Source organism: Halomarina ordinaria, assembly GCF_030553305.1.
GTDB lineage: Archaea > Halobacteriota > Halobacteria > Halobacteriales > Haloarculaceae > Halomarina > Halomarina ordinaria.
Genome location: NZ_JARRAH010000001.1, coordinates 2,707,219 through 2,730,718 on the forward strand (window position 1 = coordinate 2,707,219; position 23,500 = coordinate 2,730,718).

The 23,500-nt window shown below is 69.8% G+C and carries 26 protein-coding genes and 1 tRNA gene; 13 read left to right on the forward strand and 14 right to left on the reverse strand.

All coding sequences use genetic code 11. The features are described from left to right. Positions 1-5: 5 nt before the first annotated feature. Complete coding sequence (locus P1Y20_RS14525) at positions 6-1,667, reverse strand: aldehyde ferredoxin oxidoreductase family protein (RefSeq protein ID WP_304449371.1); 1,662 nt, start codon at positions 1,665-1,667, stop codon at positions 6-8. A 91-nt stretch (positions 1,668-1,758) separates the two neighbouring features. Here P1Y20_RS14525 and P1Y20_RS14530 point away from each other — a divergent pair, with 91 nt between their 5' ends. The 3 genes from P1Y20_RS14530 to P1Y20_RS14540 all read left to right on the forward strand — a co-directional run bounded on the left by P1Y20_RS14530 (position 1,759) and on the right by P1Y20_RS14540 (position 4,997). Continuing rightward, positions 1,759-2,184 (forward strand): VOC family protein, encoded by a 426-nt coding sequence (locus tag P1Y20_RS14530; RefSeq protein WP_304449372.1) that lies wholly within the window; start codon positions 1,759-1,761, stop codon positions 2,182-2,184. Between the two features lie 417 nt (positions 2,185-2,601). Then, positions 2,602-4,530: an aldehyde ferredoxin oxidoreductase family protein gene (locus P1Y20_RS14535; protein ID WP_304449373.1), complete on the forward strand. Its 1,929-nt coding sequence runs from the start codon at positions 2,602-2,604 to the stop codon at positions 4,528-4,530. A gap of 227 nt (positions 4,531-4,757) precedes the next feature. Beyond that, a complete protein-coding gene (locus P1Y20_RS14540; protein ID WP_304449374.1) occupies positions 4,758-4,997 on the forward strand; it encodes a hypothetical protein in 240 nt (79 codons plus the stop codon). On the opposite strand, the gene P1Y20_RS14545 is transcribed toward P1Y20_RS14540, so the two are convergent. Further along, a complete protein-coding gene (locus tag P1Y20_RS14545; protein ID WP_304449375.1) occupies positions 4,998-5,489 on the reverse strand; it encodes a hypothetical protein in 492 nt (163 codons plus the stop codon). An 82-nt stretch (positions 5,490-5,571) separates the two neighbouring features. Between P1Y20_RS14545 and P1Y20_RS14550 the strand changes: the two genes are divergently transcribed. Then, positions 5,572-6,216: a class I SAM-dependent methyltransferase gene (locus P1Y20_RS14550; RefSeq protein WP_304449376.1), complete on the forward strand. Its 645-nt coding sequence runs from the start codon at positions 5,572-5,574 to the stop codon at positions 6,214-6,216. A gap of 58 nt (positions 6,217-6,274) precedes the next feature. Here the strand turns inward: P1Y20_RS14550 and P1Y20_RS14555 are convergent, their stop codons facing one another. From P1Y20_RS14555 to P1Y20_RS14590, 8 genes are all read right to left on the reverse strand, one after another. Then, on the reverse strand, positions 6,275-6,631 hold the full coding sequence (locus tag P1Y20_RS14555; RefSeq protein WP_304449377.1) for a DUF8048 family protein: 357 nt from the start codon (positions 6,629-6,631) through the stop codon (positions 6,275-6,277). 2 nt (positions 6,632-6,633) lie between these two features. Beyond that, complete coding sequence (locus P1Y20_RS14560; protein WP_304449378.1) at positions 6,634-6,888, reverse strand: MoaD-like domain-containing protein; 255 nt, start codon at positions 6,886-6,888, stop codon at positions 6,634-6,636. Beyond that, complete coding sequence (locus tag P1Y20_RS14565; protein WP_304449379.1) at positions 6,889-7,170, reverse strand: ubiquitin-like small modifier protein 1; 282 nt, start codon at positions 7,168-7,170, stop codon at positions 6,889-6,891. Between the two features lie 99 nt (positions 7,171-7,269). Further along, positions 7,270-9,042, reverse strand: coding sequence for an aldehyde ferredoxin oxidoreductase family protein (locus P1Y20_RS14570; RefSeq protein WP_304449380.1), 1,773 nt, complete (start codon positions 9,040-9,042; stop codon positions 7,270-7,272). A gap of 44 nt (positions 9,043-9,086) precedes the next feature. Next, the gene (locus P1Y20_RS14575) at positions 9,087-9,482 is read right to left on the reverse strand and encodes a DUF7971 family protein (protein WP_304449381.1); all 396 of its coding nucleotides are present in this window, start codon (positions 9,480-9,482) and stop codon (positions 9,087-9,089) included. A 47-nt stretch (positions 9,483-9,529) separates the two neighbouring features. Beyond that, entirely contained in the window at positions 9,530-11,290 is a 1,761-nt protein-coding gene (arcS, locus tag P1Y20_RS14580) for an archaeosine synthase subunit alpha (RefSeq protein WP_304449382.1), read from the reverse strand. A gap of 68 nt (positions 11,291-11,358) precedes the next feature. Beyond that, positions 11,359-12,834, reverse strand: a complete 1,476-nt coding sequence (gene tgtA / locus P1Y20_RS14585) for a tRNA guanosine(15) transglycosylase TgtA (RefSeq protein WP_304449383.1) — start codon at positions 12,832-12,834, stop codon at positions 11,359-11,361. Positions 12,835-12,879: 45 nt separating this feature from the next. Continuing rightward, entirely contained in the window at positions 12,880-13,641 is a 762-nt protein-coding gene (locus P1Y20_RS14590) for a helix-turn-helix transcriptional regulator (RefSeq protein ID WP_304449384.1), read from the reverse strand. 145 nt (positions 13,642-13,786) lie between these two features. Here P1Y20_RS14590 and P1Y20_RS14595 point away from each other — a divergent pair, with 145 nt between their 5' ends. Further along, positions 13,787-14,221 (forward strand): DUF4870 domain-containing protein, encoded by a 435-nt coding sequence (locus P1Y20_RS14595; protein WP_304449385.1) that lies wholly within the window; start codon positions 13,787-13,789, stop codon positions 14,219-14,221. A gap of 95 nt (positions 14,222-14,316) precedes the next feature. On the opposite strand, the gene P1Y20_RS14600 is transcribed toward P1Y20_RS14595, so the two are convergent. After that, positions 14,317-14,892 carry an NUDIX hydrolase gene (locus tag P1Y20_RS14600; protein ID WP_304449386.1) on the reverse strand — a complete coding sequence of 192 codons (576 nt, stop codon included), beginning with the start codon at positions 14,890-14,892 and terminating at the stop codon, positions 14,317-14,319. A gap of 34 nt (positions 14,893-14,926) precedes the next feature. Then, positions 14,927-15,283, reverse strand: coding sequence for a CHY zinc finger protein (locus P1Y20_RS14605; protein WP_304449387.1), 357 nt, complete (start codon positions 15,281-15,283; stop codon positions 14,927-14,929). Between the two features lie 182 nt (positions 15,284-15,465). Between P1Y20_RS14605 and P1Y20_RS14610 the strand changes: the two genes are divergently transcribed. The 8 genes from P1Y20_RS14610 (at position 15,466) to P1Y20_RS14645 (ending at position 22,785) form a co-directional block, all read left to right on the forward strand. Continuing rightward, entirely contained in the window at positions 15,466-16,449 is a 984-nt protein-coding gene (locus tag P1Y20_RS14610; RefSeq protein WP_304449388.1) for a phytoene/squalene synthase family protein, read from the forward strand. A 228-nt stretch (positions 16,450-16,677) separates the two neighbouring features. Continuing rightward, positions 16,678-16,980 carry a hypothetical protein gene (locus P1Y20_RS14615; RefSeq protein WP_304449389.1) on the forward strand — a complete coding sequence of 101 codons (303 nt, stop codon included), beginning with the start codon at positions 16,678-16,680 and terminating at the stop codon, positions 16,978-16,980. A 119-nt stretch (positions 16,981-17,099) separates the two neighbouring features. After that, a complete protein-coding gene (locus tag P1Y20_RS14620; RefSeq protein ID WP_304449390.1) occupies positions 17,100-19,013 on the forward strand; it encodes a diol dehydratase reactivase subunit alpha in 1,914 nt (637 codons plus the stop codon). A gap of 28 nt (positions 19,014-19,041) precedes the next feature. After that, positions 19,042-19,404, forward strand: a complete 363-nt coding sequence (locus P1Y20_RS14625; protein ID WP_304449391.1) for a glycerol dehydratase reactivase beta/small subunit family protein — start codon at positions 19,042-19,044, stop codon at positions 19,402-19,404. A 123-nt stretch (positions 19,405-19,527) separates the two neighbouring features. Continuing rightward, entirely contained in the window at positions 19,528-19,938 is a 411-nt protein-coding gene (locus P1Y20_RS14630; RefSeq protein WP_304449392.1) for a GlcG/HbpS family heme-binding protein, read from the forward strand. A 127-nt stretch (positions 19,939-20,065) separates the two neighbouring features. Continuing rightward, positions 20,066-21,787: a propanediol/glycerol family dehydratase large subunit gene (locus tag P1Y20_RS14635; protein ID WP_304449393.1), complete on the forward strand. Its 1,722-nt coding sequence runs from the start codon at positions 20,066-20,068 to the stop codon at positions 21,785-21,787. Between the two features lie 9 nt (positions 21,788-21,796). Beyond that, a complete protein-coding gene (locus tag P1Y20_RS14640) occupies positions 21,797-22,384 on the forward strand; it encodes a propanediol/glycerol family dehydratase medium subunit (protein ID WP_304449394.1) in 588 nt (195 codons plus the stop codon). Positions 22,385-22,386: 2 nt separating this feature from the next. Further along, complete coding sequence (locus tag P1Y20_RS14645) at positions 22,387-22,785, forward strand: diol dehydratase small subunit (RefSeq protein ID WP_304449395.1); 399 nt, start codon at positions 22,387-22,389, stop codon at positions 22,783-22,785. Here the strand turns inward: P1Y20_RS14645 and P1Y20_RS14650 are convergent. Both P1Y20_RS14650 and P1Y20_RS14655 read right to left on the reverse strand, forming a co-directional pair. Further along, positions 22,782-22,961 carry a DUF7836 family putative zinc-binding protein gene (locus P1Y20_RS14650; RefSeq protein WP_304449396.1) on the reverse strand — a complete coding sequence of 60 codons (180 nt, stop codon included), beginning with the start codon at positions 22,959-22,961 and terminating at the stop codon, positions 22,782-22,784. The two genes, P1Y20_RS14645 and P1Y20_RS14650, sit on opposite strands and share 4 nt — an antisense overlap. Before the next feature lie 429 nt (positions 22,962-23,390). Beyond that, positions 23,391-23,463, reverse strand: a tRNA-Pro gene (locus P1Y20_RS14655). Between the last annotated feature and the right edge of the window lie 37 nt (positions 23,464-23,500).

A 23,500-nucleotide genomic window follows, 5' to 3' on the forward strand; every position in this document is an offset into this window, starting at 1 on the left:
GAGGACTACTCCGGGATCAGGTCCGCGGGCACCGTTCCGTCCTCGTTCCACCCGCGTGCCTCGTAGTAGGCGGAGAGCGCCGCCTCGAACCCCGGCAGGTCGTAGGGGAGGGCGTCGTCGCTCCGGTCGAACCCGCGCCGGTTGTTGAAGTGGCGTTCGAGCGTGACGACGCGTTCGCCCACCGCGAGGAGGTCCTCGTAGTCGGCGTCGAACAGCGCTTCGAGGCGCTCGTCGGTCACCACGTCGCGGGAGAACCGACAGACGATACCCGAATCGAGGAACGCGTTTCGCGCCTCCTTCTCGACGAGTCGCGCCGGCTTCCCGTCGAACCCCTCGCGGTCGAGGGCGTACTCGGGTTCGACGAGGGGGTACTCGTAGGCGTACATGCTCCCGTAGAGGTGGTCCGCGCCGCGGTTCGAGGTGGCGAACGCGAGCGCCTGGCCGTGGAGGGCGCGCCCGTCGTGCGCCGAGAACTCCATCCCCTTGCTCGTCCAGTTCTCGACGCCGAGGTCCCCGTGGGCGCGGTCGATACCCTCCGCGAGCAGGTCGCCGACCCCCTCGCGGTAGGCGATACGCTCGACGAGGTCGTGGACCAGGTCGACGTCGCCGAAGGCGTCCTCGCTGGCGAGGTAGGCGGCGACGACGTCGCCGCACGAGATGGTGTCCAGGCCGAACTCGTCACAGAGGTCGTTCGACTGCATCACGGCGTGGAGGTCGTCGACCCCCGCGTTCGCCCCGAACGCCATCACCGTCTCGTACTCCGGCCCCTCGGTCTCCAGTCCGGTCTCCTCGTCGCGCGTCGGCAACTTGCAGGCGAACGCGCAGGACGAACACGTCCCCTTCTTGTACTTCTTCGTCTCGATGGCGTCGCCGCCGATGGCCGCCGCCCCCTCGAACGAGCGCTCGGAGAAGTAGCGCGTCGGGAGCGCGCCCACCTCGTTCGCGTACGTCGTCAGCCCCGCCGTCCCCTGTCGTTTCATCACGCTGTCGGAGCCGGCGGCCTCGCGGTGGACGGCCGCCGCCTCGTCCGGGAGGTCGAGCGAGCGCTCGACGCTCCCGTCGAACGTCAGCGCCTTCACGTTCTTCGACCCCATGACCGCGCCGAGGCCGCCGCGCCCGAACGTCCGGTGGTCGGTCGTCACGATGGCCGCGAAGCGCACCCGGTTCTCGCCCGCCGGCCCGACGCACGCGACCTGGTCGGCGCCGAGGCCGTGGTGCTCCTCGACGTACGCCGACACCTCCGAGACGACGGCGTCCGCGAGGTCCGGGACCGCCTCGAACGCGACGCCGTCGTCCCGGACGTGGACGACGAGGGGGTCGTCGCTCGCCCCGACGAGTTCGACGGCCGGATGGCCCGTCGCGAGGAAGTGCCGCGAGAGGAACCCCCCGGCGTTCGAGGAGAGCAGGCCGCCGGTCAGCGGCGAGAGGCCCGTACACGAGAGTCGTCCGGTGAAACTCGTCCTCGAGGCCTGGAGGGGGCCGGCGGCGAAGACCAGCCGGTTCTCCGGGCCGAACGGGTCGGCGTCGAAGGGGACACGGTCGTGGGCGAGTTTCGTCCCGACGCCCCGGCCGCCGACGTAGTCGGTGAGCACGTCGTCGCAGGCCGTCTCGGTCGTCTCGCGGCGACTCACGTCCACCGTCAGCAGCGGGCCGGTCGCGTGCAGCATCGACTCGCGTACGTGGGCGCCGAGTGTTAAACCTTGGCGCGTCCCGTGGTACCGGGGAAACCTCTTTACCGCGACGCGTGGGGGTCCACGTATGGACGCCGTCGATCACATCAACGTCGACGTCGACGACCTGGGGGCGTGCTTCCCGTTCTACCGGGACGTCCTCGACCTCGACCTGCTCCGCCCGCCCGAGGACTTCCAGGGCGAGCACGCGATGTTCCGTGCCGGCGAGACCGTCGTGACGCTCGCGGAGACGGGGCGCGCCGAGAACTGGGACGAGACGGGCCTCGACCACCCACTCGACAAGGCGCACGTCGCGTTCGCCACCGACCGCGAGACCTACGAGTCGCTGGTCGCGGACCTCGACGGCCAGTTCCCCAAACAGGGCCCCTACGACTGGGGGGAGTTCGAGGGGTTCTACTTCCTCGACCCGGACGGCACGCTCCTCGAAGTCGTCACCTACGACCCGCCCGCGCCGGGCGTCGAGCGCGACCTCCTCACGCACGACGACGTGTGAGGCCGACCGTCCGTCGCGTGATGACCGGGACGAGCAAACGAAGTCAATTACTATCGCGGCCAACGCACCACGAATCAAACCTCTCGTGCCGTTATATACCGACTCCTCACCACTCCCCTCCCGGTTCGTCCGTCAGTCCGTCCCGTCGCGAGCGTGGCGCCGACGCCCGCGGACCCGCCGCCGTGCGAGCGAATCGCACCCGACACACGCTGCGCGCCGCCGAGCCAGCGTCACCTCCCGGCGACGAACTGCGTCGCCGCGTGACCGTTCCGTCGCCGACGGGAGCCGTCCCGTCTCGCCTCCCCGGGCGACCCCCGCGTCACACCGGGGGCGAGCGGTGCCCGAAACCGTATCCGTTTACATCACCCTGGCAACATCTAACACCATCGCCCGCCAATGTAACGGCGTACGTTAATCATGACTGAACTCGGCGGTTTCCAAGACCACGTAGCTCGCGTGGACCTCTCCTCGGGGGACGTGGGCTACGAGAGTATCGACGACGAGGACGCGAAGAAGTACATCGGGGCGCGCGGCCTCGGCGTGAAGTACGTCTTCGACCAGGGACCGGACGTGGACCCGCTCGGCTCGGACAACCTCATAGCGTTCATGAACGGTCCACTCACGGGAACGCAGGTGGTGATGAGCGGGCGCATCGCCGTCTGCACGAAATCGCCCCTCACCGGGACCGTCACCGACTCCCACCACGGTGGCTGGTCCGGCGCCCGGCTCAAGTGGGCGGGCTTCGACGGCCTGCTCTTCGAGGGGAAGGCGGAGGACCCCGTCTACGCCGTCGTCGAGGACGGCGAGGTCGAACTCCGCGACGCCTCCCACCTCTGGGGCAAGGGCGTCCACGAGGTCCGCGACACCGTAGAGGAGGAGGTCGAGGGCTCCTACGGCAAGAACCTCTCCATCATGGCCATCGGCCCGGCCGGGGAGAACCAGGTCCGCTACGCCTGCATCGTGAACGAGGACGACCGCGCCTCCGGGCGCGGCGGCACCGGCTGCGTCATGGGCTCGAAGAACCTGAAGGCCGTGGTCATCAAATCGACGACGAAGATGCCCAAGCCCGCGAACCCCGAGACCTTCCGGGAGGGCCACCAGCAGGCCATGCAGGTCATCCAGGAGTCCGAGGTCACCGCACCGAACGAGGGCGGCCTGTCGCTCTACGGGACGAACGTCCTGATGAACGTCGGCGAGGAGATGGACGGCCTCCCGACGAAGAACGGGAAGTACACCTCCACCGAGGCGTACCGCGACGCCGAGGGCGTCGACGTCGACGCCGAGCGCGTCTCCGGCGAGAACGTCCGCGAGAACATCCTCGTCGACGAGCCGACCTGTCACTCCTGCCCGGTCGCCTGCAAGAAGGAAGTCGAGGTGGAGTACTCGCACAAGGGCGAGGACATGAACGTCCGGATGGAGTCCTACGAGTACGAGTCGGCCTACGCGCTCGGCCCGAACTCGGGGCACACCGACCGCGACGCCATCGCCGTGATGATCGACCAGTGTAACGACCTCGGAATGGACACCATCGAGGCGGGCAACATGCTCGCCATGGCGATGGAGATGTCCGAGGAGGGCAAGTTCGACGACCTCGGCGAGGGCCTCGACTGGGGCGACGTCGAGTCGATGATCGACCTGCTCGACGACGTCGGCCACCGCGACGGCGCGCTGGCGGACCACCTCGCCGGCGGCGCGAACCACCTCAGCGAGGAGTTCGGCGCCCGCGAGAACTCCCTCGACGTGAAGGGCCAGACCATCCCGGCGTACGACCCCCGCTGCCTGAAGGGCATGGGCATCGGCTACGCCACCTCGAACCGCGGCGCCTGCCACCTGCGCGGCTACACGCCCGCGGCCGAAATCCTCGGCATCCCCCAGAAGGTCGACCCCTACGAGTGGCAGGGGAAGGGCGAACTCTGTGCGACCTTCCAGGACATGCACGCCATCAGCGACTCGTTCGACATCTGCAAGTTCAACGCGTTCGCCGAGGGCATCGAGGAGTACGTCATGCAGTACAGCGGCATGACCGGCCTCGACGTGACCGAGGAGGACCTGATGCAGGCCGGCGAGCGCGTCTACAACCTCGAACGGTACTACAACAACCTCGTCGGCTTCGACGGCGACGACGACTCCCTCCCCGCGCGCTTCCTGGAGGACGGCATCCCCGGCCAGGGCGCGAGCGAGGGCGAGTACTGCGAACTCGACGAGATGAAAGAAGAGTACTACGAGCACCGCGGCTGGGTCGACGGCGTGGTCAGCGAGGAGAAACTCGAGGAACTCGGCATCGACATGGGCCCCGGCACGGGCGTCACGCTCGGCGATAGCGGCGCCGCGCCCGCGGACGACTAGAGACCCCCACCTTTTTTGACCTCGGGTGCGCTTCGCGCACCGCTCGGCCAAAAAATCTGGACCAAAAAAGGCCGGTTGCGAGCGCTCCGCGCTCGCAACCGGTGAACCGCGCCGCTTCGCGGCGCGGATGCTGGCCGCAGTGGTGTGCCCCGGTAACGCACTGTCCAGTCAGTCAGTCCTGCTGAATTTATATATATATATATATATATATGACACATATGGCGCGTATGCACCGACGACGCCTCCTCGGCGTGCTGGCCGGCGCGAGCGCGGCGCTGGCCGGATGTCTGGCGAGGCAGCCCGCGGTCGGCGACGACGGTGAGGGCGCCAACGGCGACGGGTTCACCGTCGAGGAGGAGCATCTCGAGGACTGCAACGAACACGCGACGGTGGCGTTCGTCCGGTCAGCGACGGAACTCGAGGCCGAGTCCACCGTCGGCGGGATGGCCTGCACGAACGAGAGTTGACTACGACTCGGACTCCGCGCGCGGCCACGCGAGACGCACGCCCTCGGGGTCCTTCCGCCCCGTCGCGTCCACCTCGCCGCGCTTCCAGAGGTACCAGTAGGCGCGTCGGGCGACCGCTCCCTCCCCGACGCTTTCGAATGCCTCGTCCGGGTCGGCGTACTCGCCGGGGTGGTCGCGCTCGAAGGCGGCGAGCGTCTCGCGCAGGGTCTCGACGGCGTCGGTGGCGAGGACGGTCCCGCCGTCGCGCTCCTCGACCGCCTCGAGGCCCGCGGGCGAGAGCGCGTGGGTCGTCCTGCTGTTCGGCGGCGAGTCGAGCAATCCCTTGCGGACGAGTCGGTTGTGCTCGCGCTGGACGGCCGTCGGACTGGCGTCGAGGGACGCGGCGAGGTCGGGGACGACGCGGTGGACGTCGAAGTGGACCTCCCAGGCGGCCTCGCGGAACGCGTCGTGGTAGCACCGCAGGATTCCGTCGCGGATGGACTCCTCCGTCATCGACTCCCTCTAGTCGTCGCGACGCTCAAGTACGGAACGGAGTCGCGGTGGGTTCTTGCCCGCGGGCCGTGAAGCCGTCGTCATGACCGCTCACGAGGCGGGCGACCGTCCGGCGAAGTCCCGCGCGGAGGTCCGCGACATCTACGAGGAGAACGCCGCGCGCTTCGAGCGCTTCGGCTGGCTCGAAGAGCGCCTCGTGGGGCGCTACCGCGAGCGCCTGTTCTCGCGCGCGGAGGGGCGCGTCCTCGACGTGGCCTGCGGCACCGGGCCGAACTTCGCGCACCTCCCCGAGAGGACCGACCTCGTCGGCGTCGACCTCAGCGAGGCGATGCTGCGGGGGGCCGCGCGGACGGCGCGAGACCTCGACCGGGACGCGGACCTCCGCGTGGCCGACGCCGAGGCCCTCCCCTTCGAGGACGACGCCTTCGACACCGTCGTCTCGGCGCTCTCGACGTGCACGTTCCCGGACCCGGTCGCCGTCCTCCGGGAGATGGACCGCGTCTGCGCGCCCGACGGGCGCATCCTCCTGTTCGAACACGGGCGCAGCAGCGTCCCGGCCCTCGCCCGCCTGCAGGACCGCTTCGCGTCGCGGCACTTCGAGCGGATGGGCTGTCGCTGGAACCAGGAACCGGTCGACGTCGTCCGCGAGGCGGGACTCAGGGTCGAGGGGGTCCGCCGCGACGTCCTCGGTCTCTTCACGAGCCTCGTCGTCGTGCCCACCGCGTGAGGCCGCCGGGGCGGGTCCACGGGTCCACGGGTCCACGGGTCCACGGGTCCACGGGTCCTCACCCTTCCTTTCCGACGACGACCACCTCGCGGATGTCGAGGGCCGTCTCGAACTCGTCGCGCCGGTCGTTGACGCTGCCGACGCGGCGGAGGTGTTCGGTGTGGGCGCGTTCGACCGCGTCCCCCTCCCGGCGGTCGAGGTCCAGTCGGTCGCGGAGGTCGTCCCAGTGGCCCGCCTCGACGAAGAAGACGCACGCCTCGTCGTCCTCGGCGACGAGTTCGTAGCGCCGGCGGTAGTCCTCGAGGCGCGGGCCGAGGTCGGCCTGGACGTGTTCGACGAGGTCGGGGAGCAGTTGTGGGCCGACGCTCGCCTTCGCCGCGGCGAGCAACAGCGCGTTGCCGTCGATGGGGTTCACGCTCACCCCCCGGCGCGCATCGCCTTCTGGGTGAAGGCGTCGACGAGACCGTCGAGCGCCGCCTCCTCGCCCTCGAAGGCGACCGTCACCTCGGTCAGGCTGATGGACCCGGCGACGTCCACCGCCTCGGTGGTGAGGTCGGCGCGCCAGCCGTCGCCCTCGACGCGGTCCTCGTCGACGCGCTCGCCGCCGAGGTTCTCCAGGTAGTGGACCGCGAGTCGCTTCGAGATGCCGCGATAGGACTCCTCTCGGCGCATCTATCCACCCGCGACCGGGGGGAACACGGACATCGTGTCGCCCTCCTCCAGTTCGGTCGCGGTCCCGTCCAGGTGGAGCACCTCGCGCCCGTTCTTGAGCACGTTCAGCTGTGGGCGAATGTCGCCGACGTCGTCGAGGATGAGGCCTTCGAGCCCGTCGAACTCCGCTTCGAGCGCGGCGAGGACATCCCCCACCGTCGCGTCGTCGTCGTACTCCCTCGCGATGGTCTTCGACCCCACCGCGGTGCGGAAGTTCGCGAAGAACCGCAACTCGAGTTCCATGCCTCTAACACTGCCTCTGGCGGCATAAAGCCACACCCGATAGCGCGGCGCGCGCGCAGTCCCGACGCGCTCGCTGGTCGGTCGGTCGACGACGCGGCGTCAGCGCTCGGTCGTGGCGCGCGTCTCCCCCAGGGGGGTCGCACCGTCGACCACGCTCCCGAGACCGACCCGCTCGATGGTCTCGGCCGTGGGGCGGCCCGCGTCGTCCCACCCGCGCGCGGCGTAGTAGGCGGTGAGCAGGTCCTCGAACGCGGCCGGGTCGAGCGCCACGCCGTCCTCCCGGGGCGTCGCGAGCGGCGCCGGGAGGGCGTCGTCGGTGCGGTCGAACCCCTCGCGGACGTTGAACAGGCGCGTCAGCGTCCAGACGCGCTCGCCGAGGCGCGCGAGGTCGTCGGGCGAGTGGTCGAGGCCCACCTCGGCGAGGAGCGCCGCGCCGAGGTCCGAGAGCGCCTCGGCCGCGAAGTCGTCGGCGACGAGGCTCCAGACGGCCGACCGGGCGTTCTGCGCGCCGACGACGGCCTCGACGCGTTCGGCGGTCGACCAGGTCTCCTCGAACACCTCGCGCTCGACGGGTCGAGCGCGCCGGTGGCAGGCCCCCCGGTCGCTCGTGGCGTAGGCCAGCGCCATCGCGGGCGCGACGCGCGGGTCGTACCCCGGCATCTCCATCGACTTCACCGTCGGGACGAGCGCCTCGCCGCCGAAGCGTTCCGCGGCGGCCTCGACCCCGTCGGCCAGCGCGTCGCCGAGCGGCGTCGCGCGGGTCGCTATCTCCTCGACGAGCGCGCGGGCGGCGGCCGGGTCGCCGAAGGCGAGGTCCCGGTCGAGCGTCCCGTTCTCGGCGGCGCGTATCGCCCACGCGACGGCGCTCCCCGCGCTGATGACGTCGACGCCGAGGCGGTCGCACGTCGCGCCGAGGTCGGCGACGGCGTCGGCGTCGTCGATGCCGAGGCCCGCCCCGAGGCTCATCGGGGTGGCCCCCCGGGGGACGCTCTCGCCCTCGTCGGTCGCCACGCGAAAGCCCCCCGGCACCGCCCGGTCGGGGTGCTCGCGGCCGACGCTCCGTTCCCTGAGCGCCTCGACGCCGACGCCCTCCGCCCCCTCGAAGCGCCCCGCCTGCCAGCCGCGGGTCGCGAGCGCGCCGACGGCGTCGGCGAAGTCGAGGCTCTCGACGGTCTCGCTCGCGGCCTGCCAGCGACCGGTGTCGCCCTCCCGGTAGGCGCGCTCGTAGCGTTCCCGGAGGGTAGCGAGCGCCGGCGACGGCTCCGGGGGGTCCCCCCGCGCCACGACGGCCTTCAGCCGCTTCGACCCCATGACGGCGCCCGCGCCGCCCCGCCCGGCGTGGTGGTCGCCGCCGTCGGTGGCGATGGTGGCGTACGAGACTTCCGCCTCGCCCGCGGGGCCGACGCAGGCGACGGCGCCGGAGAGGGCTTCGTCGGTCGCGTGCGCGTCCGCGCCGGTCAGGTCGGCCGCGGAAACGAGCCGTCCCGCGCCGTCCTCGAGGACGAGCGTCGTCCACTCCTCGGCGCGGCCGGTCACCAGCACGCCGAGGCAGTCGGGGAGCGCGCCGGCGAGCGCGTCGGGGAACGCGCCGCCGCCGTAGGAGTCGAGGAAGCCGCCGGTGAGCGGCGACTTCGTGACGGCGGCGTAGCGCGACTCGCCGGGGAGGGCCCCCGAGAGCGGGCCGACGAGGAACGCGAGGTGGTTCGCCGGCGAGAGGGGGTCGACGCCCGGCGCGAGTTCGTCGTAGAGGTACCGCGCGCCGAGGCCCTTCCCGCCGAGGTAGTCGCGTCGCCACTCCTCGGGGACGCGCTCGCGTTCGACGGTCCCGCCGGTGAGGTCGACGCGCAGGACGCGGTCGCGCACGGTGGTCATCGTCCCCGACTACGCCGGTCGTGCGGAAAAGGGGTGCGCCCGGTCTAGTCCTTGAAGACGTCGCTGAGTCGGATGCCGTCCTCGACGATGCGGTAGTTGCGCTCGTGGTCGAGGCGGTCGGCGAGGCCCTCGTGGTCGTACAACTGGGCGATGAGGTCGGCCTGGAGGTTGCGCCACGCGATGGCGTAGATGGGCGACTGCCCCCACGCCCGGAGTTCGGGGATGAACTCGTCGTAGCGCTCGGCGCGCTCCTCCAGGTGTTCGACGACGTCCATCACGAAGCCGGCGGCCTCCGCGTCGTCGCCGGCGTCGTCGATGGCGCGGTTGATGCGGGTTTCGAGCCCCTCGACCGCCCGGTGCATGTCGTTCGCGGCGTTCCCGTCGTCGTCCGGCAGCGCGTCGAGTATCGGCTGTGGCACGCCGAGTGAGACGTCGTCCATGCGTAGACGTGCCGCTCGGTCGGTAAAAAGGCTGTCCGGTCGCGCCGTCAGCGCTCCTCGACGTGACGCACGTCGACGGCGATGCCGCGCGTCGAGCGGGCCATCTCGTCGCCCGACATGGCCGCCCGGCCGACGCCGAACGCCCTCGGCCCCTCGAAGACCACCTCGTCGCCGACGCGGATGGCGTCGCTCGCGTCGAGGATGCCGGGCGCGAGGACGCTCCCCTGCGGGACGAACGCGTCGATGTCGACGCGCCTGGTCGGGACGTCGCTCTCTGCCCAGCGCTCGCCGCCCGCGAGCGTGAGCGCGAGGGTGCCGTACTGCGGGACGAGCGTCGCCCACTGCTCGCCCTCGTGGTGGACCCGCAGCGAGGGGAACCGCCCACCAGTCTGGATGTCGTCGAACAGCGCGTCGCCCGCCGGCTCGGTCCCCTCGCCGCCGAACTGGTAGTCCGCGATGGCGCGGACGGTGTTGTGCTCGCGGGTGCGCTTCAGGTACGCCGACTCACCGTCGAGCGCCGTCCGGAGGGCCGCGAGCGACTCGTCGGTCGTCGGGTGGTCCGTGACGGTGTACCGAAACTCGACGCCCGCGCGCGCCGCCGCGCGCTCGACGATGTCGGTGTAACCGCCGGGCGGGACGTGCGCCACGTAGTCGGGGTACTCGGTGTTGGCGAGGTAGCGCGCGAGCACCTCGACGACGAACTCCCGTTCGGTCTCCGTCCACTGCCCCGTCACGACCGAGTCGTAGTGCTGGGCGGGGTAGGTGAGTTCGAGTTCCTGCGGGACGACGCCGATGGGGGAGGTCATCGACACCTTGTGCGCGCGGTAGCCGATGGCGTCGTGGAACTGCCCGTGGCTCTGGGACTCGCTGTAGGGTTTGCGCGCGGAACAGGGGACGAGGACGAGCGGCTTCTCGAAGCGGTTGTGGTAGCGCGAGGTCACGCGCTCGGCGAAGCGCTGAATCTCGACGCGGCGCAGCGAGTCGTCGCTCGCCGCCAGCAGTTCATCGCGGCGGAGGACGGGCGTGCGCTCCTCGACGTAGCCGTACTGCTGGTCGAGACGGCGGAAGGTGGCGGTGAGCCACGCGCCGTGGCGGGCCTGCCCCTCGACGTAGTCGCGTAGTCGCCCCGCCCGGATGCGCTCCCTGACCGTCGCGAGCTGCGCCCGGAGCGCGTTGACGTTGTGCTCGGCGCAGTCCTCGTGGGTGAACGCCTCCCGCGACCCCTGACAGGCCGGACAGGCACAGGGGAGTTCCGTCAGGTCTTCGAGAAAGGACTCGCCGTCGGCCGTCTGGTAGAACCCCTCCAGCCCGCGGACGTACGCGCGGTTCGCGTCCACGAGGTCGACCCCGGCGTAACAGAGCGTGGCGACGTTCGCGGGCGTGGCGACCCCCGAGAGGAACAGCGCCGTGTCCGGGGGGATGGCCTCGCGCACGTCGATTACGGTCTCGACGAACGCCCGGGCGTTCCCGCGCAGGCCGGCCCCCTCCGAGAGGGCGTAGGCGTCGGCGCCGGCGTCGCGGGCCGTCGCCCGCGAGACGACGGCCGCGCTGGGGAAGTCGACGTCCTCGTAGTCCACGGCGAACGCCTCCTGGACCTCGGGTGCGGTGCCCGCGGGGAAGGCGCGATGCGGGAGGACGGTGAGGACGCCCTCGTCGCCCTCGGGGGCGGCGTGCTCCTCCGGCCAGAGGCTGCCGGCGTCCTCGACGACGTCGTCGGCGAGCGCGGGCGTGACCAGCGGCTCGGTCAGGCGGAGTTCGCCCACCCGAGCGGGTCCGTCGCGCTCGTGGACCTCGAAGTAGTCGGTCATTGGCGGAGGTGCGGCGTCGGCGTTGAACTATCTTGTCTTGTGGAATCGGTCGCCGTCGCCCGTCCCCGTCAGGACTCGCGGTCGGCGAGCGACTCGACGCGGACGTCCTCGGGGAGGCGCGCGAGCGCGCTCTCGGGCCACTCCCAGTGGGCGACGGTGAACGACGCCTCGGGGTTCGCGGCCGCGAGCGCGCGCACGCCCTCGGCGGCCCGCTCGTAGGCCGCCCGACCCGGGTGCTCGGGAGTCTCGGCGGTGAACGGGTAGCTGTCCGAGAGGTGGCGCGGGAAGGGACCGAAGGGCGGGACCAGCCGCCAGGTGGCGTCGTAGCGGTCGCTGTCGTTGCCCTCCGTCAGCAGGACGCTCCCCTCGACCGCCAGCCGCGAGAGCCGGTCGTGGTGGCGGAGCACCTCGGGGCGGCGGGCGGACTCGGCGGAGACGTGGAAGAAGGAGTCCTTCGTCGCGGGGTCGGTCCGCTCGAGTTCCGCCGAGTGGTCGAGCAGGGCGCGGTAGCCGTCGAGCATCGCGGGGTGGCCGCGGGCGCGGGCGTCGACGAGTTCGAGCAGGTTCCCCCGGCGGACGGCCTGTTTCACCCGTCGCAGTTCCTCGAAGGTGACGTGGAGGTTGTGCCGGGCGAGCAGGCGCTCGCGGGTGTCGGCGTCACAGCGGGCCACCTCCTCGGGCGCGTGGTCGGTACAGACCGGGCACGAGCAGGGGAAGTACGCCAGGTCGTCGAGGTGTTCGGTGCCGCGCACGGTGAGGTAGCGGTCGTCGCGGGCGTAGAGGGCGTAGGCGGCGGAGTCGAACAGGTCACAGCCCATCGCCACGGCGAGCGCGAACATCATCGGGTGGCCGGCGCCGAAGAGGTGGACCGGGGCGTCCTGGCCGAGGCCGCGCTTGGCGGCGGCGACGACCTCCACCATGTCGTCGTAGCGGTAGCTGTTGAGCAGGGGGACCACCGCGCCGACGGGGAAGACGTCGAGGCTCGTCCCGTAGGCGTGGCGGGCGGCGTCCTCGCGGAGGTCGGTGTACGTCGACCCCTGGACGGGCGCGTTGACGAGCATCTCGCCCACGTCGACGCCCTCGGCGACCTCGAGGCGTTCCCTCGTCGTGGCGAGTTCCGCCGCCGCGCGCTCGCGGGAGACGTCCGGCGGGGTGGGGATGTCGACGGGCGTGCCGATGTCGCTCCCGACGTCGTACTGGAACCGCAAAATCTCCTCGGTGGTGGTGTCGATGTCGCCGTACTCCGCCAGCTGGAACGACCCGGAGTCGGTCATGATGGCGCCCGAGAAGTCGTAGAGGTCGTGCAGTCCCCGCGAGAGCGCGCTCTCGCGGAGGTCCTCGCTCTTCTGGAGGATGTAGCCGTTCGTGATGAGTATCTCCGCGCCGAACTCCGCCTCCAGGGCCGCCGGGGCGATGGTCCGGATGTGCGGGTTGATGACGGGGAGGAGCGCGGGCGTCTCGACGGTGACGCCCGCCCGCGGGACCCGGAGGTCGCCGATGCGTCCCCCGGCGTCGAAGGCCCGAAGCTCGAAACAGTCGCGCATTGGGCGCCCTTCCCCGAGCGCGTCACTAAGGGTTGCGTTCCGCGCTCAGCCGACGAGCGGCGTCGATTCCTCGCGGTAGCGCTCGTACAGCGCCTCGCCCCACTCGTAGGCGGCCGGGTCGTCGGTGTCGACGAAGACGCTGAGCGTGCCCGTCTCGGGGTCGTAGCCGCCGACGCCGACGCGCTCGTCGAACAGCGCGAGGCCGCAGGGGACGGCCTCGTGGACGCTGAGGGTGAGGTTGCCGCTCTCGACGGCGGCCGCGCCGCGCTCGGGGTTCGACTCCAGGATGGACTCGACCACCGAGGGGAGGTAGACGATGTCCGTCTCCATCCCGTCGACGATGCGCTCGTAGATGCCCTCGACGTGCATGGGGGCCACCGTCGCCGTATCGAACCCCCGGAGGCTGTCCGTCCCCTCGACGAGCGACATGAACCGCTCGACGGGCCGGTAGGGCGTCCCCGGTGCCGCGCTGGTCACCGTCGCGCCCGCGAAGTGCTCGACGCGCAGGCCGAGCGCCTCGGGGTCGACGACCTCGAGGAGGGGGTCCAGTCGCCGCGCCGCCCGGCCCGCCCGGGCGAGGTCGTCGACCCGTTCCGCGACCACGTGGCCCGCCGCGGTAAGTCGATAGTGGCCGTTCTCGCGCTCGACGAGGCCGTGGTCGGCCAGCGACCGGGTCGCGCGGTGGACCGTCGGTTTCGACACGTCGAGCGCCGCCTGCAGGTCGCGCCGGTCGTGCGGTTCCGTCCGCAGGGCGGCGAGGAGCGGCGCCCGCCTGACGACGCTCACGAGCCACTCCGTCTCGTCCATACCCCTCGATACGTGGTATCGTACTTAATGGTAGTCACGCTCGCCGACCGAATCACCCCGCGAGTCGCGTTTCAGCCACCGAGACGGTCTTACGCGGTGAGTATAACCTCCGACGAATCAGTCTGTTTCCCGGTGGTATCCGATTATGACAACGACCGAACCGACGGACACGCTCGACGCTGAACCGACTTCGACCACGACGACCGACACCGGGCTCGACGCCCACGTCCTCGCGGCGCTCTCGTACGTGCTCGGCCCGCTGACGGGGCTCGTCGTCTACCTCGTCGAACCCGAGGACGACTACGTGCGCTTCCACGCGGCCCAGAGCATCACCACGTTCGGCCTCCTGTTCGCGGCCAGCATCGTCTTCTCCGTCGTCCAGACTGTGCTGTTCACGGTGCTGTTCGTCGACCCGGCGACGTTCATCGTCGGCAGTCTCGTCTCGCTCGCTCTCGGCCTCGTCAGCCTCGTCGTCGGGCTGGGCGCGCTCGTCCTCTGGGTCTACCTCGTGGTCAGCGCCTACAGGGGTCGGACGCCGCGGATTCCCGTGGCCGCCGGCCTCGCGGACCGACTCGTCTGAGCAGTACTGGGAGATGGCGTGCGCCCGGGTGGGGCGACGGACACGCAGGTGGGGGTGACGGTACCCGTGGGACCGCGCCCGGGTGGGACGCGCGCTCAGGTGGGGGTGGCGTCGTCCGGTATTCCGAACGAGTCGTAGTAGAGGACGCCGAGGACGGCCCGTCCGTCTCGCACGTCGCCGTCGCGAATCGCGGCGCGGAACGCCTCGTAGTCGGTGGTCGAGGGGTGGATGGTCTCGTCGACGTCGAGGTCCTGGTCGCCGGCGGGTTCGCAGTCGTACGCGACGAAGAAGTGGAGTTCGGAGTCGGCGATGCCGTTCGCCGGTTCGACGGTCGTGAGCGGGACGACCCGGTCGGCCTCGTAGCCCGTCTCCTCGCGGAGTTCGCGGTGGGCCGCCGCGCGGTAGTCCTCGTCGTCCGGTTCGACGCCGCCGACGGGGAGGCCGCGGTTGATTCGCCTGACGGCCTGGCGCCACTCCTCGATGACCACGAGGTCGCCGTCGGATGTGAACGGGAGTATCACGACGGCGGGTGGCTCGCTCAGGTAGTCGTAGTCCGTCTCGGTGCCGTCGGGGAGGCGGACGTCCTCGTGGCGGACGTCGAAGCCGGGGCAGGTGTAGGCCACCTCGCCCGCGAGCGTCTCCCAGGCCAGGTCGTCGGCTGTGTCGCTCATGGGTCGACTGCGGCGCGCTTCGGCAAAAACCCGCTCACTCGACGGCGAAGTAGCGGTCGGCGTGGCGCGCACAGCCGGGGTTGAACGCCGCGCCGCACGCCGGACAGGCGTGGTCGCACGCGAGGTACGTCTCGGCCGAGAGGGTGGTCCGACAGACCCCACAGAGGACTGCCGGGTCGTCGAAGCGCTCGCGCGGCCAGGGCGTCGTCTCGTGGTCCGCCAGTTCCTCGTGGCAGGCGTGACAGGGGTAGTAGGTGTCACAGCAGGCGTGGCGCAGGGCGACGACGTCGCGGTCGCTCCGGTAGTGCGTACAGCGCGTCGCCCCGTCGACGGCCACGCCGCGGAGCGGGACGTCGAAACGGGGGTCGAGCGTCGCGTCCGGACTCGTCACGGACGGGTGAACGGCGGCCGGGGACGAGGGTCTGTCGGTCGCCCCACCTCCCGAAACTCGGGTGCGAGGCGGGGGTTACCAGCAGTTTTTTCCCTCGTTCGCCACTAACAGAACCAACAATGGTCGACTCCCCCACCGCGAGGTCACGCCCGCCTTCTTCGCTCGCGTGGTGTCACGAAGTGGTGGACGACGTCTCGCGCACGTTCGCCATCACCATCGATCTCCTCGACGCGCCGATGTCGGACTACATCTGCGTCGGCTACCTCCTCTGTCGCGTCCCGGACACCGTCGAGGACGCGGGCCACGTCCCGCCGGCGGAGAAGGCCCGTCTGTTGCGGACCTACGACGACGCGCTCGACCCCGCGTCGGCGACCGGGGTCGACGACTTCCGTGCCGCCGTCGAGGAGTGGCTCCCGGCGGACCCGGACGCGCCCGCCGACTGGGCCGTCGTCCGGCACGCAGACCGGGTGTTCGCGGCCTACGACGCCTTCGACGCCGACGTGCGGGCGGCGATGCGCCCGCCCATCCGCGAACTCGTCGGCGGGATGGCGACGTTCGTCGAGGGGAGCGACGCCGAGCGGGGCATCCGCATCGGCACGCGCGAGGAACTCGACCGCTACTGCTACGTCGTCGCGGGGACCGTCGGCCACCTCATCACGAACCTCGCCGCCCTCGACACCGACGACGAGACCGAGCGCTACCTCCGCGCCCGCGCCGAGAGCTTCGGCCACCTCCTCCAGCTGGTCAACATCGCGAAGGACGTCCACACCGACTACCGCGAGGAGGACAACGTCTACATCCCCCGCGAGTGGCTCCAGGCCCACGGCGTCCCCATCGACGAACTGCTCGCCCCCGAACACCGGACGGGCGCCACCGCCGCCCTCCAGCGCGTCATCGACCACGCCCGGTCGTTCCGTACCGACGCCCGCGAGTACCTCGAACGCTACGCCCACGGGACCGACCACCACCTCGGGGCGTGGGCCGTCCCCTACCTGCTCGCCATCGCGACGCTGCGCGAACTGGAGGGGAACCTGGAGGACGTCTTCACCGAGTCGTCGGTGAAGGTCTCGCGCGAGGAGGTCGCCCGGGTCGTCTCCGCGTTCGCCGTCGACTCCCCCGACCTGAGCGTCCTCGACGGCGTCGAACGCTCCGTCGAGACGGCGTAACCGACTCCCGTTCCTCTCGATTCGTCTCCGCCCCCAGCGACAGCTCCCGCCTGCTACCCTTCGTCGAACCACGGGACGTCGCCGCCTCCCTCGCGTGGCCTGCTGGCATACGGAACGCTCATCGTCTTTTTTACTCGATAATGAGTAAACCTTTTCAGCGTGAACCGTCGACTGTGAGGTGATGATTGATTCGCTCACCAACCACCCCGTAGCACCGCTTGAACGACCATGATGTGGCAGGACCTCGTCTTCCTCTGTGGCAGCGTCTTCTCGCTGTTCGTCCTCATGCCGACGCTTCGCGACTCGATGGCGAACGTCCCGCTCGGGACGACGCTCCCCTCGGCGACCATCGCCGCCGTCTACGGGACGACGTTCTTCACGCTGGGGATGACCTTCTCCGCCGCCGGGTCGTTCCTCACCGGCATCATGTGGAGTCTCATCGCCTTCCTCCGCTCGCCGCACCCCTACAACCCCCGCCGCGTGGACGACGGGCCGACGTCGGTCCGGAGCGCCCCGCAGAACGCGGACTGAACCGCTCTCCTTCGACTGTCGTCGACGCGGACGTTCTTTCGCTCGACCGTCGCGCACCCAGCGACGGCTGTCAGCCGTCTAAAGAAAGTGTCTTTGGCCGTCACTGACATGGGAACGGTATGCACTGCGTCGCCGGTGTCGACATCGGCAACTCCAGCACGGAGGTTGCCATCGCGCGGAGGGGGGACGACGGGTCGTGGGCGTTCGTCGCGAGCGACCTGTTCCGGACGACCGGGTTGAAGGGGACGAAGGAGAACGTCCCGGGCGTCCTGAACGCGATGCGTCGGGCGACCGAGCAGGTCGGCCTCGACCCGGGGGACGTCGACCGCGTCCTGCTCAACGAGGCCGCGCCGGTTATCGGCGACGTCGCCATGGAGACCATCACGGAGACGGTCATCACGGAGTCGACGATGATCGGTCACGACCCCTCGACGCCCGGCGGCGTCGGCCTCGGCACCGGAACCATCGTCGAAATCACCGACGACATGGCCGACTATTCCACAGCGGAGTCGGTCGTGTTCGTCGTCCCGGGGTCGGTCGACTTCGCGGACGCGGCCGAGCGCATCAACGCCTGGCACGACGCCGGCTACGACGTGGCGGGCGCCATCGTCGAGAAGGACGACGCCGTCCTCATCGGCAACCGTCTCGACGTCGAGATACCCGTCGTCGACGAGGTGTCGAAACTCGACCTCATCCCCCGTGGGCAACCGGCGGCCGTCGAGGTGGCCGCCCGGGAGTCGGGCAAGACCATCGACCAGCTCTCGAACCCCTACGGCATCGCGACGGTGTTCGACCTCTCCCCCGAGGAGACCCGGAAGGTGATACCCGTCGCCCGCGCGCTCGTGGGCAACCGCTCGGCGGTGGTCATCAAGACGCCCGCCGGCGACGTCGAGGAGCGGACCATCCCCGCCGGCACCATCACCGTCGTCAACGAGCGGGGTATCACCACGACCGTCGACGTCGACCAGGGGGCCGACGCCATCATGGAGTGCGTCATGGACAACTGGCCCGTCGCGGACGTGCGCGGCGAGAGCGGGTCGAACATCGGAGGGATGCTGAACCGCGCGCGCGCCCGGATGGGCGAGGTCACGGGGCAGGACCCAGACTCGATAGAGATTCGCGACGTGATGGCCGTCGACACGCTCGTCCCCCAGGAGGTGGAGGGGGCCGTCGCGGGCGAGTACAGCATGGAGAACTCCGTCGGTCTCGCCGCGATGGTGAAGACCAACCGGTTGCCGATGCGCCAGATAGCCGACGGCATCGAGGCCGAACTCGACACGGAGGTGGTCATCCAGGGCGTCGAGGCGAACATGGCCGTCCTCGGGTCGCTCACGACGCCGGGGACCGACCTCCCGGTGGCCATCCTCGACATGGGTGGCGGGTCGACCGACGCCGCCTACATGAACGAGCGCCGGGCGGTCGACTCGATTCACCTCTCGGGCGCCGGCGACATGGTGACGATGCTCATCGACTCCGAACTCGGCCTCGACGACCGCGACCTCGCGGAGGCCATCAAGAAGTACCCCGCCGCGAAGGTCGAGACGCTGTTCAGCGTGCGCCACGAGGACGGCACGGTCCGCTTCCTCGACGAGGCCGTCGACCCCGAACTGTTCGGCCGCGTCGTCCTCCTCGAGGACGGCGGCGGGATGCGGCCGGTCCCGGTCGACGAGTCGCTGGAGGAACTCAGACGGACCCGCCGGCGGGCCAAGCGCCGGGTGTTCGTCGAGAACGCCGAACGCGCGCTCCGCCTCATCACGCCGGGAGGGAACGTCCGGCACCTCCCGTTCGTCGTGATGGTCGGGCGCTCGTCGCTCGACTTCGAGATACCCGAGATGATCTCCGACGCCCTCGCCGAGTACGGCATCGTCTGTGGCCGGGCGAACGTCCGCGGGGAGATGGGGCCGCGAAACGCCGTCGCCACCGGCCTCGTGCTCTCGCACATCGACGGCGGCGGCCACCTCGACTTCGACCTCCCGCCCGAGTTGGCCACCTCGCTCGACCGACCGGAGGCGACGGCGGGTGACGACGCGTGAGCCACAGAACGGGCCGGGGTGAACACCGATGAGCGGATGTCGCGGCCCCGTCGAGAAGGGCGACGAGACCCCGCGCATCGGCGTCTGGTGCGTGGGCGACGTCCCGGAACACCTCCCGGCGCTCGAACACGGCATCGAGGAGGAGCGGGTCTCGTGGGTCGTCAGGTCCGAGATGGGCGGCGACGTCGTGAGCGTGGCCTACGAGGCGGCGAGCGACTCCGCGCTCCGGGTCGGCGTCGGCGTCGACGGCGACCGCTACGTCGTCCACCACCAGCGACTCCCGCGCGACGACCCGCTGTTCGACGTCCGCGCGGACGACGCCCGCGCGCGTACCGTCGGGTCGAACGCCGCCCGTCTCGCCAAGCGGATGCCGTTCAAGCCCGTCGACTGACGCCCGTCCGCGCCCGTCACCCCTCTCGCGCGCGACCAGTAGCGTGTCGGGTATCTTCACACAAATATCAATTCAGGGTACAGATATAACCTATCACGGGAAAGGAAGGGTGGAGTCCAAACGATGACAGAAGTCACACTCGACGTCGCGAAGCGACTCGTCGACGCGGCCGAGGCGGAGGCCGAGGAGATCGACGTCCCCATGTGTATCGCGGTGATGGACGCGGGGGCGAACCTGGTCGCGTTCCACCGGATGGACGGAGCGCTCCTCGCGAGCATCGACATCGCCCGGAACAAGGCGTACACGTCCGTCTCGCTCAAGTTGTCGACCGACACCGTCTGGGAGGTCTCACAGCCCGGCGAGCCGCTGTACGGCCTGGGAGGGACGAACGACGGCCGCATCGTCACGTTCGGCGGCGGCTTCCCGCTGGAGGTCGACGGCGAGGTCGTGGGGGCGGTCGGCGTCTCGGGTGGCAGCGCCGAGGAGGACATGACGGTGGCCGAGGCCGCCGTCGACGCGTTCGAGTCCATGTAATTTAAAAGAGAGAACAATAACCCGCCGATTCGACAAGCACACTTGCGTTAACTTTTGTATCTTTGTTTTAGACGGGCGGCTCATTGACAATGTTTATCCCGGCGCTGGCGTAGGTATCCAGTAGCTCATGGTAGATGATAACGCTCACCGAACGGACGGTGCAGGGGCGGTCGGCGGGGGGACGCCGAAGCGGTCGAAACGGTTCGAGGCGCTCGAAGACCGCCTCGTGAACCTGGACGGCTTCGTCAACGAGTGGCCGGAGGTCGGCTTCGTGGCGATGGAGAGCCCGAACGACCCCGAGCCGAGCGTCCGCGTCGAGGAGGGAACTGTCGTCGAGATGGACGGGAAGGAGCGCTCGGAGTTCGACTTCATCGACCGGTTCATCGCGGACTACGCCCTCGACGTGGAGACGGTGGAGGAGGCGATGGCGGTCGACTCCCTCGAGTTCGCCCGCGACCTCGTGGACATCAACGTCCCCCGCGCTGACATCGTCGAGCGGGCGACGGCGATGACCCCGGCGAAGCTGACGGAGGTGGTGAACCACCTCAACATCGTCGAGATGATAATGGCGATGCAGAAGATGCGCGCTCGAAAGACGCCGGGGAACCAGTGTCACGTCACGAGCGTGAAGGACCACCCGGTCCAGATAGCGGCCGACGCCGCCGAGGCGGCGCTCCGCGGGTTCGACGAGGCGGAGACGACCGTCGGTGTGGCCCGGTACGCGCCGTTCAACGCCCTCTCGCTGCTCGTCGGCACGCAGACCGGTCGCGGGGGCGTCCTCACGCAGTGCGCCGTCGAGGAGGCGACCGAACTCCAGCTCGGGATGCGCGGGATGACCGGCTACGCCGAGACGGTCTCCGTCTACGGCACCGAGGACGTGTTCAAGGACGGCGACGACACGCCGTGGTCGAAGGCGTTCCTCGCCTCCGGCTACGCCTCGCGGGGCCTGAAGATGCGCTTCACCTCCGGGGCCGGCTCCGAACTCAACATGGGGCAGGCCGAGGGGAAGTCGATGCTCTACAACGAGATCAAGTGCATCCTCGTCACCAAGGGCTGCGGCGTTCAGGGGCTCCAGAACGGTGGTATCAGCTGTATCGCCATCCCGATGTCCGTCCCCTCGGGCGGGCGCGAGGTGGCGGCCGAGAACCTCGTGACGATGATGGTCGACCTCGAATCCGCCTCGGGGAACGACCAGACGTTCACCCACTCGGAGATACGCCAGACCGCCCGGACGATGCCGCAGTTCCTCGCGGGGACCGACTTCATCTTCTCGGGCTACAGTTCGGTGCCGAACTACGACAACATGTTCGCGGGGTCGAACTTCGACTCCTACGACTTCGACGACTACAACGTCCTCCAGCGGGACCTGAAGGTCGACGGGGGCGTGCGTCCGGTCGACGAGGAGGAGGTCATCGAGCGCCGCCGCCGCGCGGCGAGCGCGCTCCAGGTCGTCTTCGAGGAACTCGGCTTCCCACCCATCACCGACGAGGAGGTCGAAGCCGCCACCTACGCCGACGGCAGCAAGGACATGCCCGACCGCAACCAGGCGGAGGACATCAAGGCCGCCCAGGAGATGATGGAACGCGAGGTCACCGGCGCCGACGTCGTCGAGATCCTCGCGGGGAACGGCTTCGAGGGCATCGCCGAGAACATCCTCAGCATCCTGAAGGGGCGCGTGGCCGGCGACTACCTCCACACGTCGGCGGTGTTCGACGAGGAGTTCAACGTCGTCAGCGCCGTCAACGACCAGAACGACTACGAGGGCCCCGGCACCGGCTACCGCCTCGGCGGCGAGCGCTGGGAACAGATCAAGGCCATCCGACAGGCCATCGACCCGGAGGACGTCTGAGAGCAGACCATGGCGAAAGCAGACACGGACACACGACAGCAGCCGAACCGCACGCTCACGCTGACCGAGGAGGGCCCCGCCGAGAAGGGGACCGACACCGACGAGGTGGTCATCGCCATCAGTCCCGGCTTCGGGACGCTGATGGACCACACGATGACCGACGTCCCCCACGCCGACGTGCTCCGGGAGATGATGGCCGGCATCGAGGAGGAGGGCCTGCGCTCGCGGGTCGTCCGCATCAACGAGAGCGTCGACCTCGGCGTCATCGGCCTCACCGGCGCGAAACTCAGCGGCTCGGGCATCAGCATCGGCATCCAGACCCGCGGGACGACGCTCATCCACCAGGCGGACCTCGTCCCGCTGAGCAACCTCGAACTGTTCCCGCAGGCGCCGCTGCTCGAACCGGACACGTTCCGCGCCATCGGGCAGAACGCCGCCCGGTACGCCAAAGGCGAGACGCCCTCGCCGGTGCCCGTCGAGAACGACCCGATGGCCCGGCCGAAGTACCAACCGCTCGCGGCCGTCTGGCACATCAAGGAGATGAGCTACCGCGAGGACGACAGCGAACCGACCGAACTCTCGGTTTCCTTCGACTGACCATGACCGACGACACCACCTATCCACTCGGCGACGACCCCGACAGCGTCACGACCCCGGCCGGCACGAAACTCTCCGACGTCACCCTCGAGGCGGTCCTCGCGGGCGACGTCGACGGCGCCGACCTCGTCATCGCCGACGACACGCTCGAGAAGCAGGCCCGCATCGCAGAGGAGGCCGGCCGACCGCAGGTCGCCCAGAACTTCCGGCGCGCGGCCGAACTCACCGCCGTCCCGGACGACCGCATCCTCGAAATATACAACGCGCTCCGACCCAGCGGCGCCGACAAGGAGACGCTGCTCGACATCGCCGACGAACTCGAATCGGAGTTCGGCGCCGAACTGAACGCGGCGCACGTCCGCGAGGCCGCCGAGGTGTACGAACAGCGCGACCTGTTCTAACTCCCCTCCCCCTCCACGAACTCACCGATTTCCGTCTCGTGCCCGCAGTGCGTACAGAACAGGTCGAGGTTCGACAGCTCGTCCAGGTCCACGTCGCTCAACCCCCAGTAGCCGTCGCAGTTCCCGCAGTTGAGGTGGACGAGCGTCTCGACGTAGGCCGTGTGTTCGTGTGGCATGGGTCCTTGTCGTCGCGGTCCGGCTTAGTTCCTCGCGAGGCGACCGACCGAGGCGCTCTCGAACACGCGCGACGGCGTTCGCCTCGCGACTCGAACGCCTCGCTGTCGCTCGGCGTCACGAAGTGGGGTGAAGATGGGCCGGCTCAGGTTCGAACTCGCCGAGACGTGCTCGCTTCGCTGTGCGCATCTCGTCTGCTCGAAGCTTCGCGCCGTCATCGGCTCCAGCACTCTGTCTACCTCGCGTCGCTACGCGCCGCTCGGCGGTGTAGCGTTGGGGTAGAAGTGGGCCGGCTCAGATTCGAACCGGGTGAGACGGTCGCGCTCACTTCGTTCGCGCGCTGCGACTCACTGGCTCGAATCGTCGCGTGTTCCACACACCCGCACCGCGAACCGCTCGCTTCGCTCACGGTTGTTGCGGTGCGGGAGAAGTGGGCCGGCTCAGATTCGAACTGAGGTTACGGCCACCCGAAGGCCGAAGGATACCAAGCTACCCCACCGGCCCGCATCCCGAGAGAGGCACAGGGTACTGTTAATCCTTC

Bases quoted from the DNA above. Each gene is read 5' to 3' on its own strand.
- P1Y20_RS14565 (WP_304449379.1), bottom strand. From the start codon at position 7,170: ATGGAACTCGAGTTGCGGTTCTTCGCGAACTTCCGCACCGCGGTGGGG.
- P1Y20_RS14645 (WP_304449395.1), top strand. From the start codon at position 22,387: ATGACCGACGACACCACCTATCCACTCGGCGACGACCCCGACAGCGTC.
- tgtA (WP_304449383.1), bottom strand. From the start codon at position 12,834: ATGCGCGACTGTTTCGAGCTTCGGGCCTTCGACGCCGGGGGACGCATC.
- P1Y20_RS14630 (WP_304449392.1), top strand. From the start codon at position 19,528: ATGACAGAAGTCACACTCGACGTCGCGAAGCGACTCGTCGACGCGGCC.
- P1Y20_RS14525 (WP_304449371.1), bottom strand. From the start codon at position 1,667: ATGCTGCACGCGACCGGCCCGCTGCTGACGGTGGACGTGAGTCGCCGC.
- P1Y20_RS14530 (WP_304449372.1), top strand. From the start codon at position 1,759: ATGGACGCCGTCGATCACATCAACGTCGACGTCGACGACCTGGGGGCG.
- P1Y20_RS14600 (WP_304449386.1), bottom strand. From the start codon at position 14,892: ATGAGCGACACAGCCGACGACCTGGCCTGGGAGACGCTCGCGGGCGAG.
- P1Y20_RS14560 (WP_304449378.1), bottom strand. From the start codon at position 6,888: ATGCGCCGAGAGGAGTCCTATCGCGGCATCTCGAAGCGACTCGCGGTC.
- P1Y20_RS14625 (WP_304449391.1), top strand. From the start codon at position 19,042: ATGAGCGGATGTCGCGGCCCCGTCGAGAAGGGCGACGAGACCCCGCGC.
- P1Y20_RS14615 (WP_304449389.1), top strand. From the start codon at position 16,678: ATGATGTGGCAGGACCTCGTCTTCCTCTGTGGCAGCGTCTTCTCGCTG.
- P1Y20_RS14545 (WP_304449375.1), bottom strand. From the start codon at position 5,489: ATGACGGAGGAGTCCATCCGCGACGGAATCCTGCGGTGCTACCACGAC.
- P1Y20_RS14640 (WP_304449394.1), top strand. From the start codon at position 21,797: ATGGCGAAAGCAGACACGGACACACGACAGCAGCCGAACCGCACGCTC.
- P1Y20_RS14570 (WP_304449380.1), bottom strand. From the start codon at position 9,042: ATGACCACCGTGCGCGACCGCGTCCTGCGCGTCGACCTCACCGGCGGG.
- P1Y20_RS14540 (WP_304449374.1), top strand. From the start codon at position 4,758: ATGCACCGACGACGCCTCCTCGGCGTGCTGGCCGGCGCGAGCGCGGCG.
- P1Y20_RS14620 (WP_304449390.1), top strand. From the start codon at position 17,100: ATGCACTGCGTCGCCGGTGTCGACATCGGCAACTCCAGCACGGAGGTT.
- P1Y20_RS14650 (WP_304449396.1), bottom strand. From the start codon at position 22,961: ATGCCACACGAACACACGGCCTACGTCGAGACGCTCGTCCACCTCAAC.
- P1Y20_RS14635 (WP_304449393.1), top strand. From the start codon at position 20,066: ATGGTAGATGATAACGCTCACCGAACGGACGGTGCAGGGGCGGTCGGC.
- P1Y20_RS14590 (WP_304449384.1), bottom strand. From the start codon at position 13,641: ATGGACGAGACGGAGTGGCTCGTGAGCGTCGTCAGGCGGGCGCCGCTC.
- arcS (WP_304449382.1), bottom strand. From the start codon at position 11,290: ATGACCGACTACTTCGAGGTCCACGAGCGCGACGGACCCGCTCGGGTG.
- P1Y20_RS14535 (WP_304449373.1), top strand. From the start codon at position 2,602: ATGACTGAACTCGGCGGTTTCCAAGACCACGTAGCTCGCGTGGACCTC.
- P1Y20_RS14550 (WP_304449376.1), top strand. From the start codon at position 5,572: ATGACCGCTCACGAGGCGGGCGACCGTCCGGCGAAGTCCCGCGCGGAG.
- P1Y20_RS14575 (WP_304449381.1), bottom strand. From the start codon at position 9,482: ATGGACGACGTCTCACTCGGCGTGCCACAGCCGATACTCGACGCGCTG.
- P1Y20_RS14595 (WP_304449385.1), top strand. From the start codon at position 13,787: ATGACAACGACCGAACCGACGGACACGCTCGACGCTGAACCGACTTCG.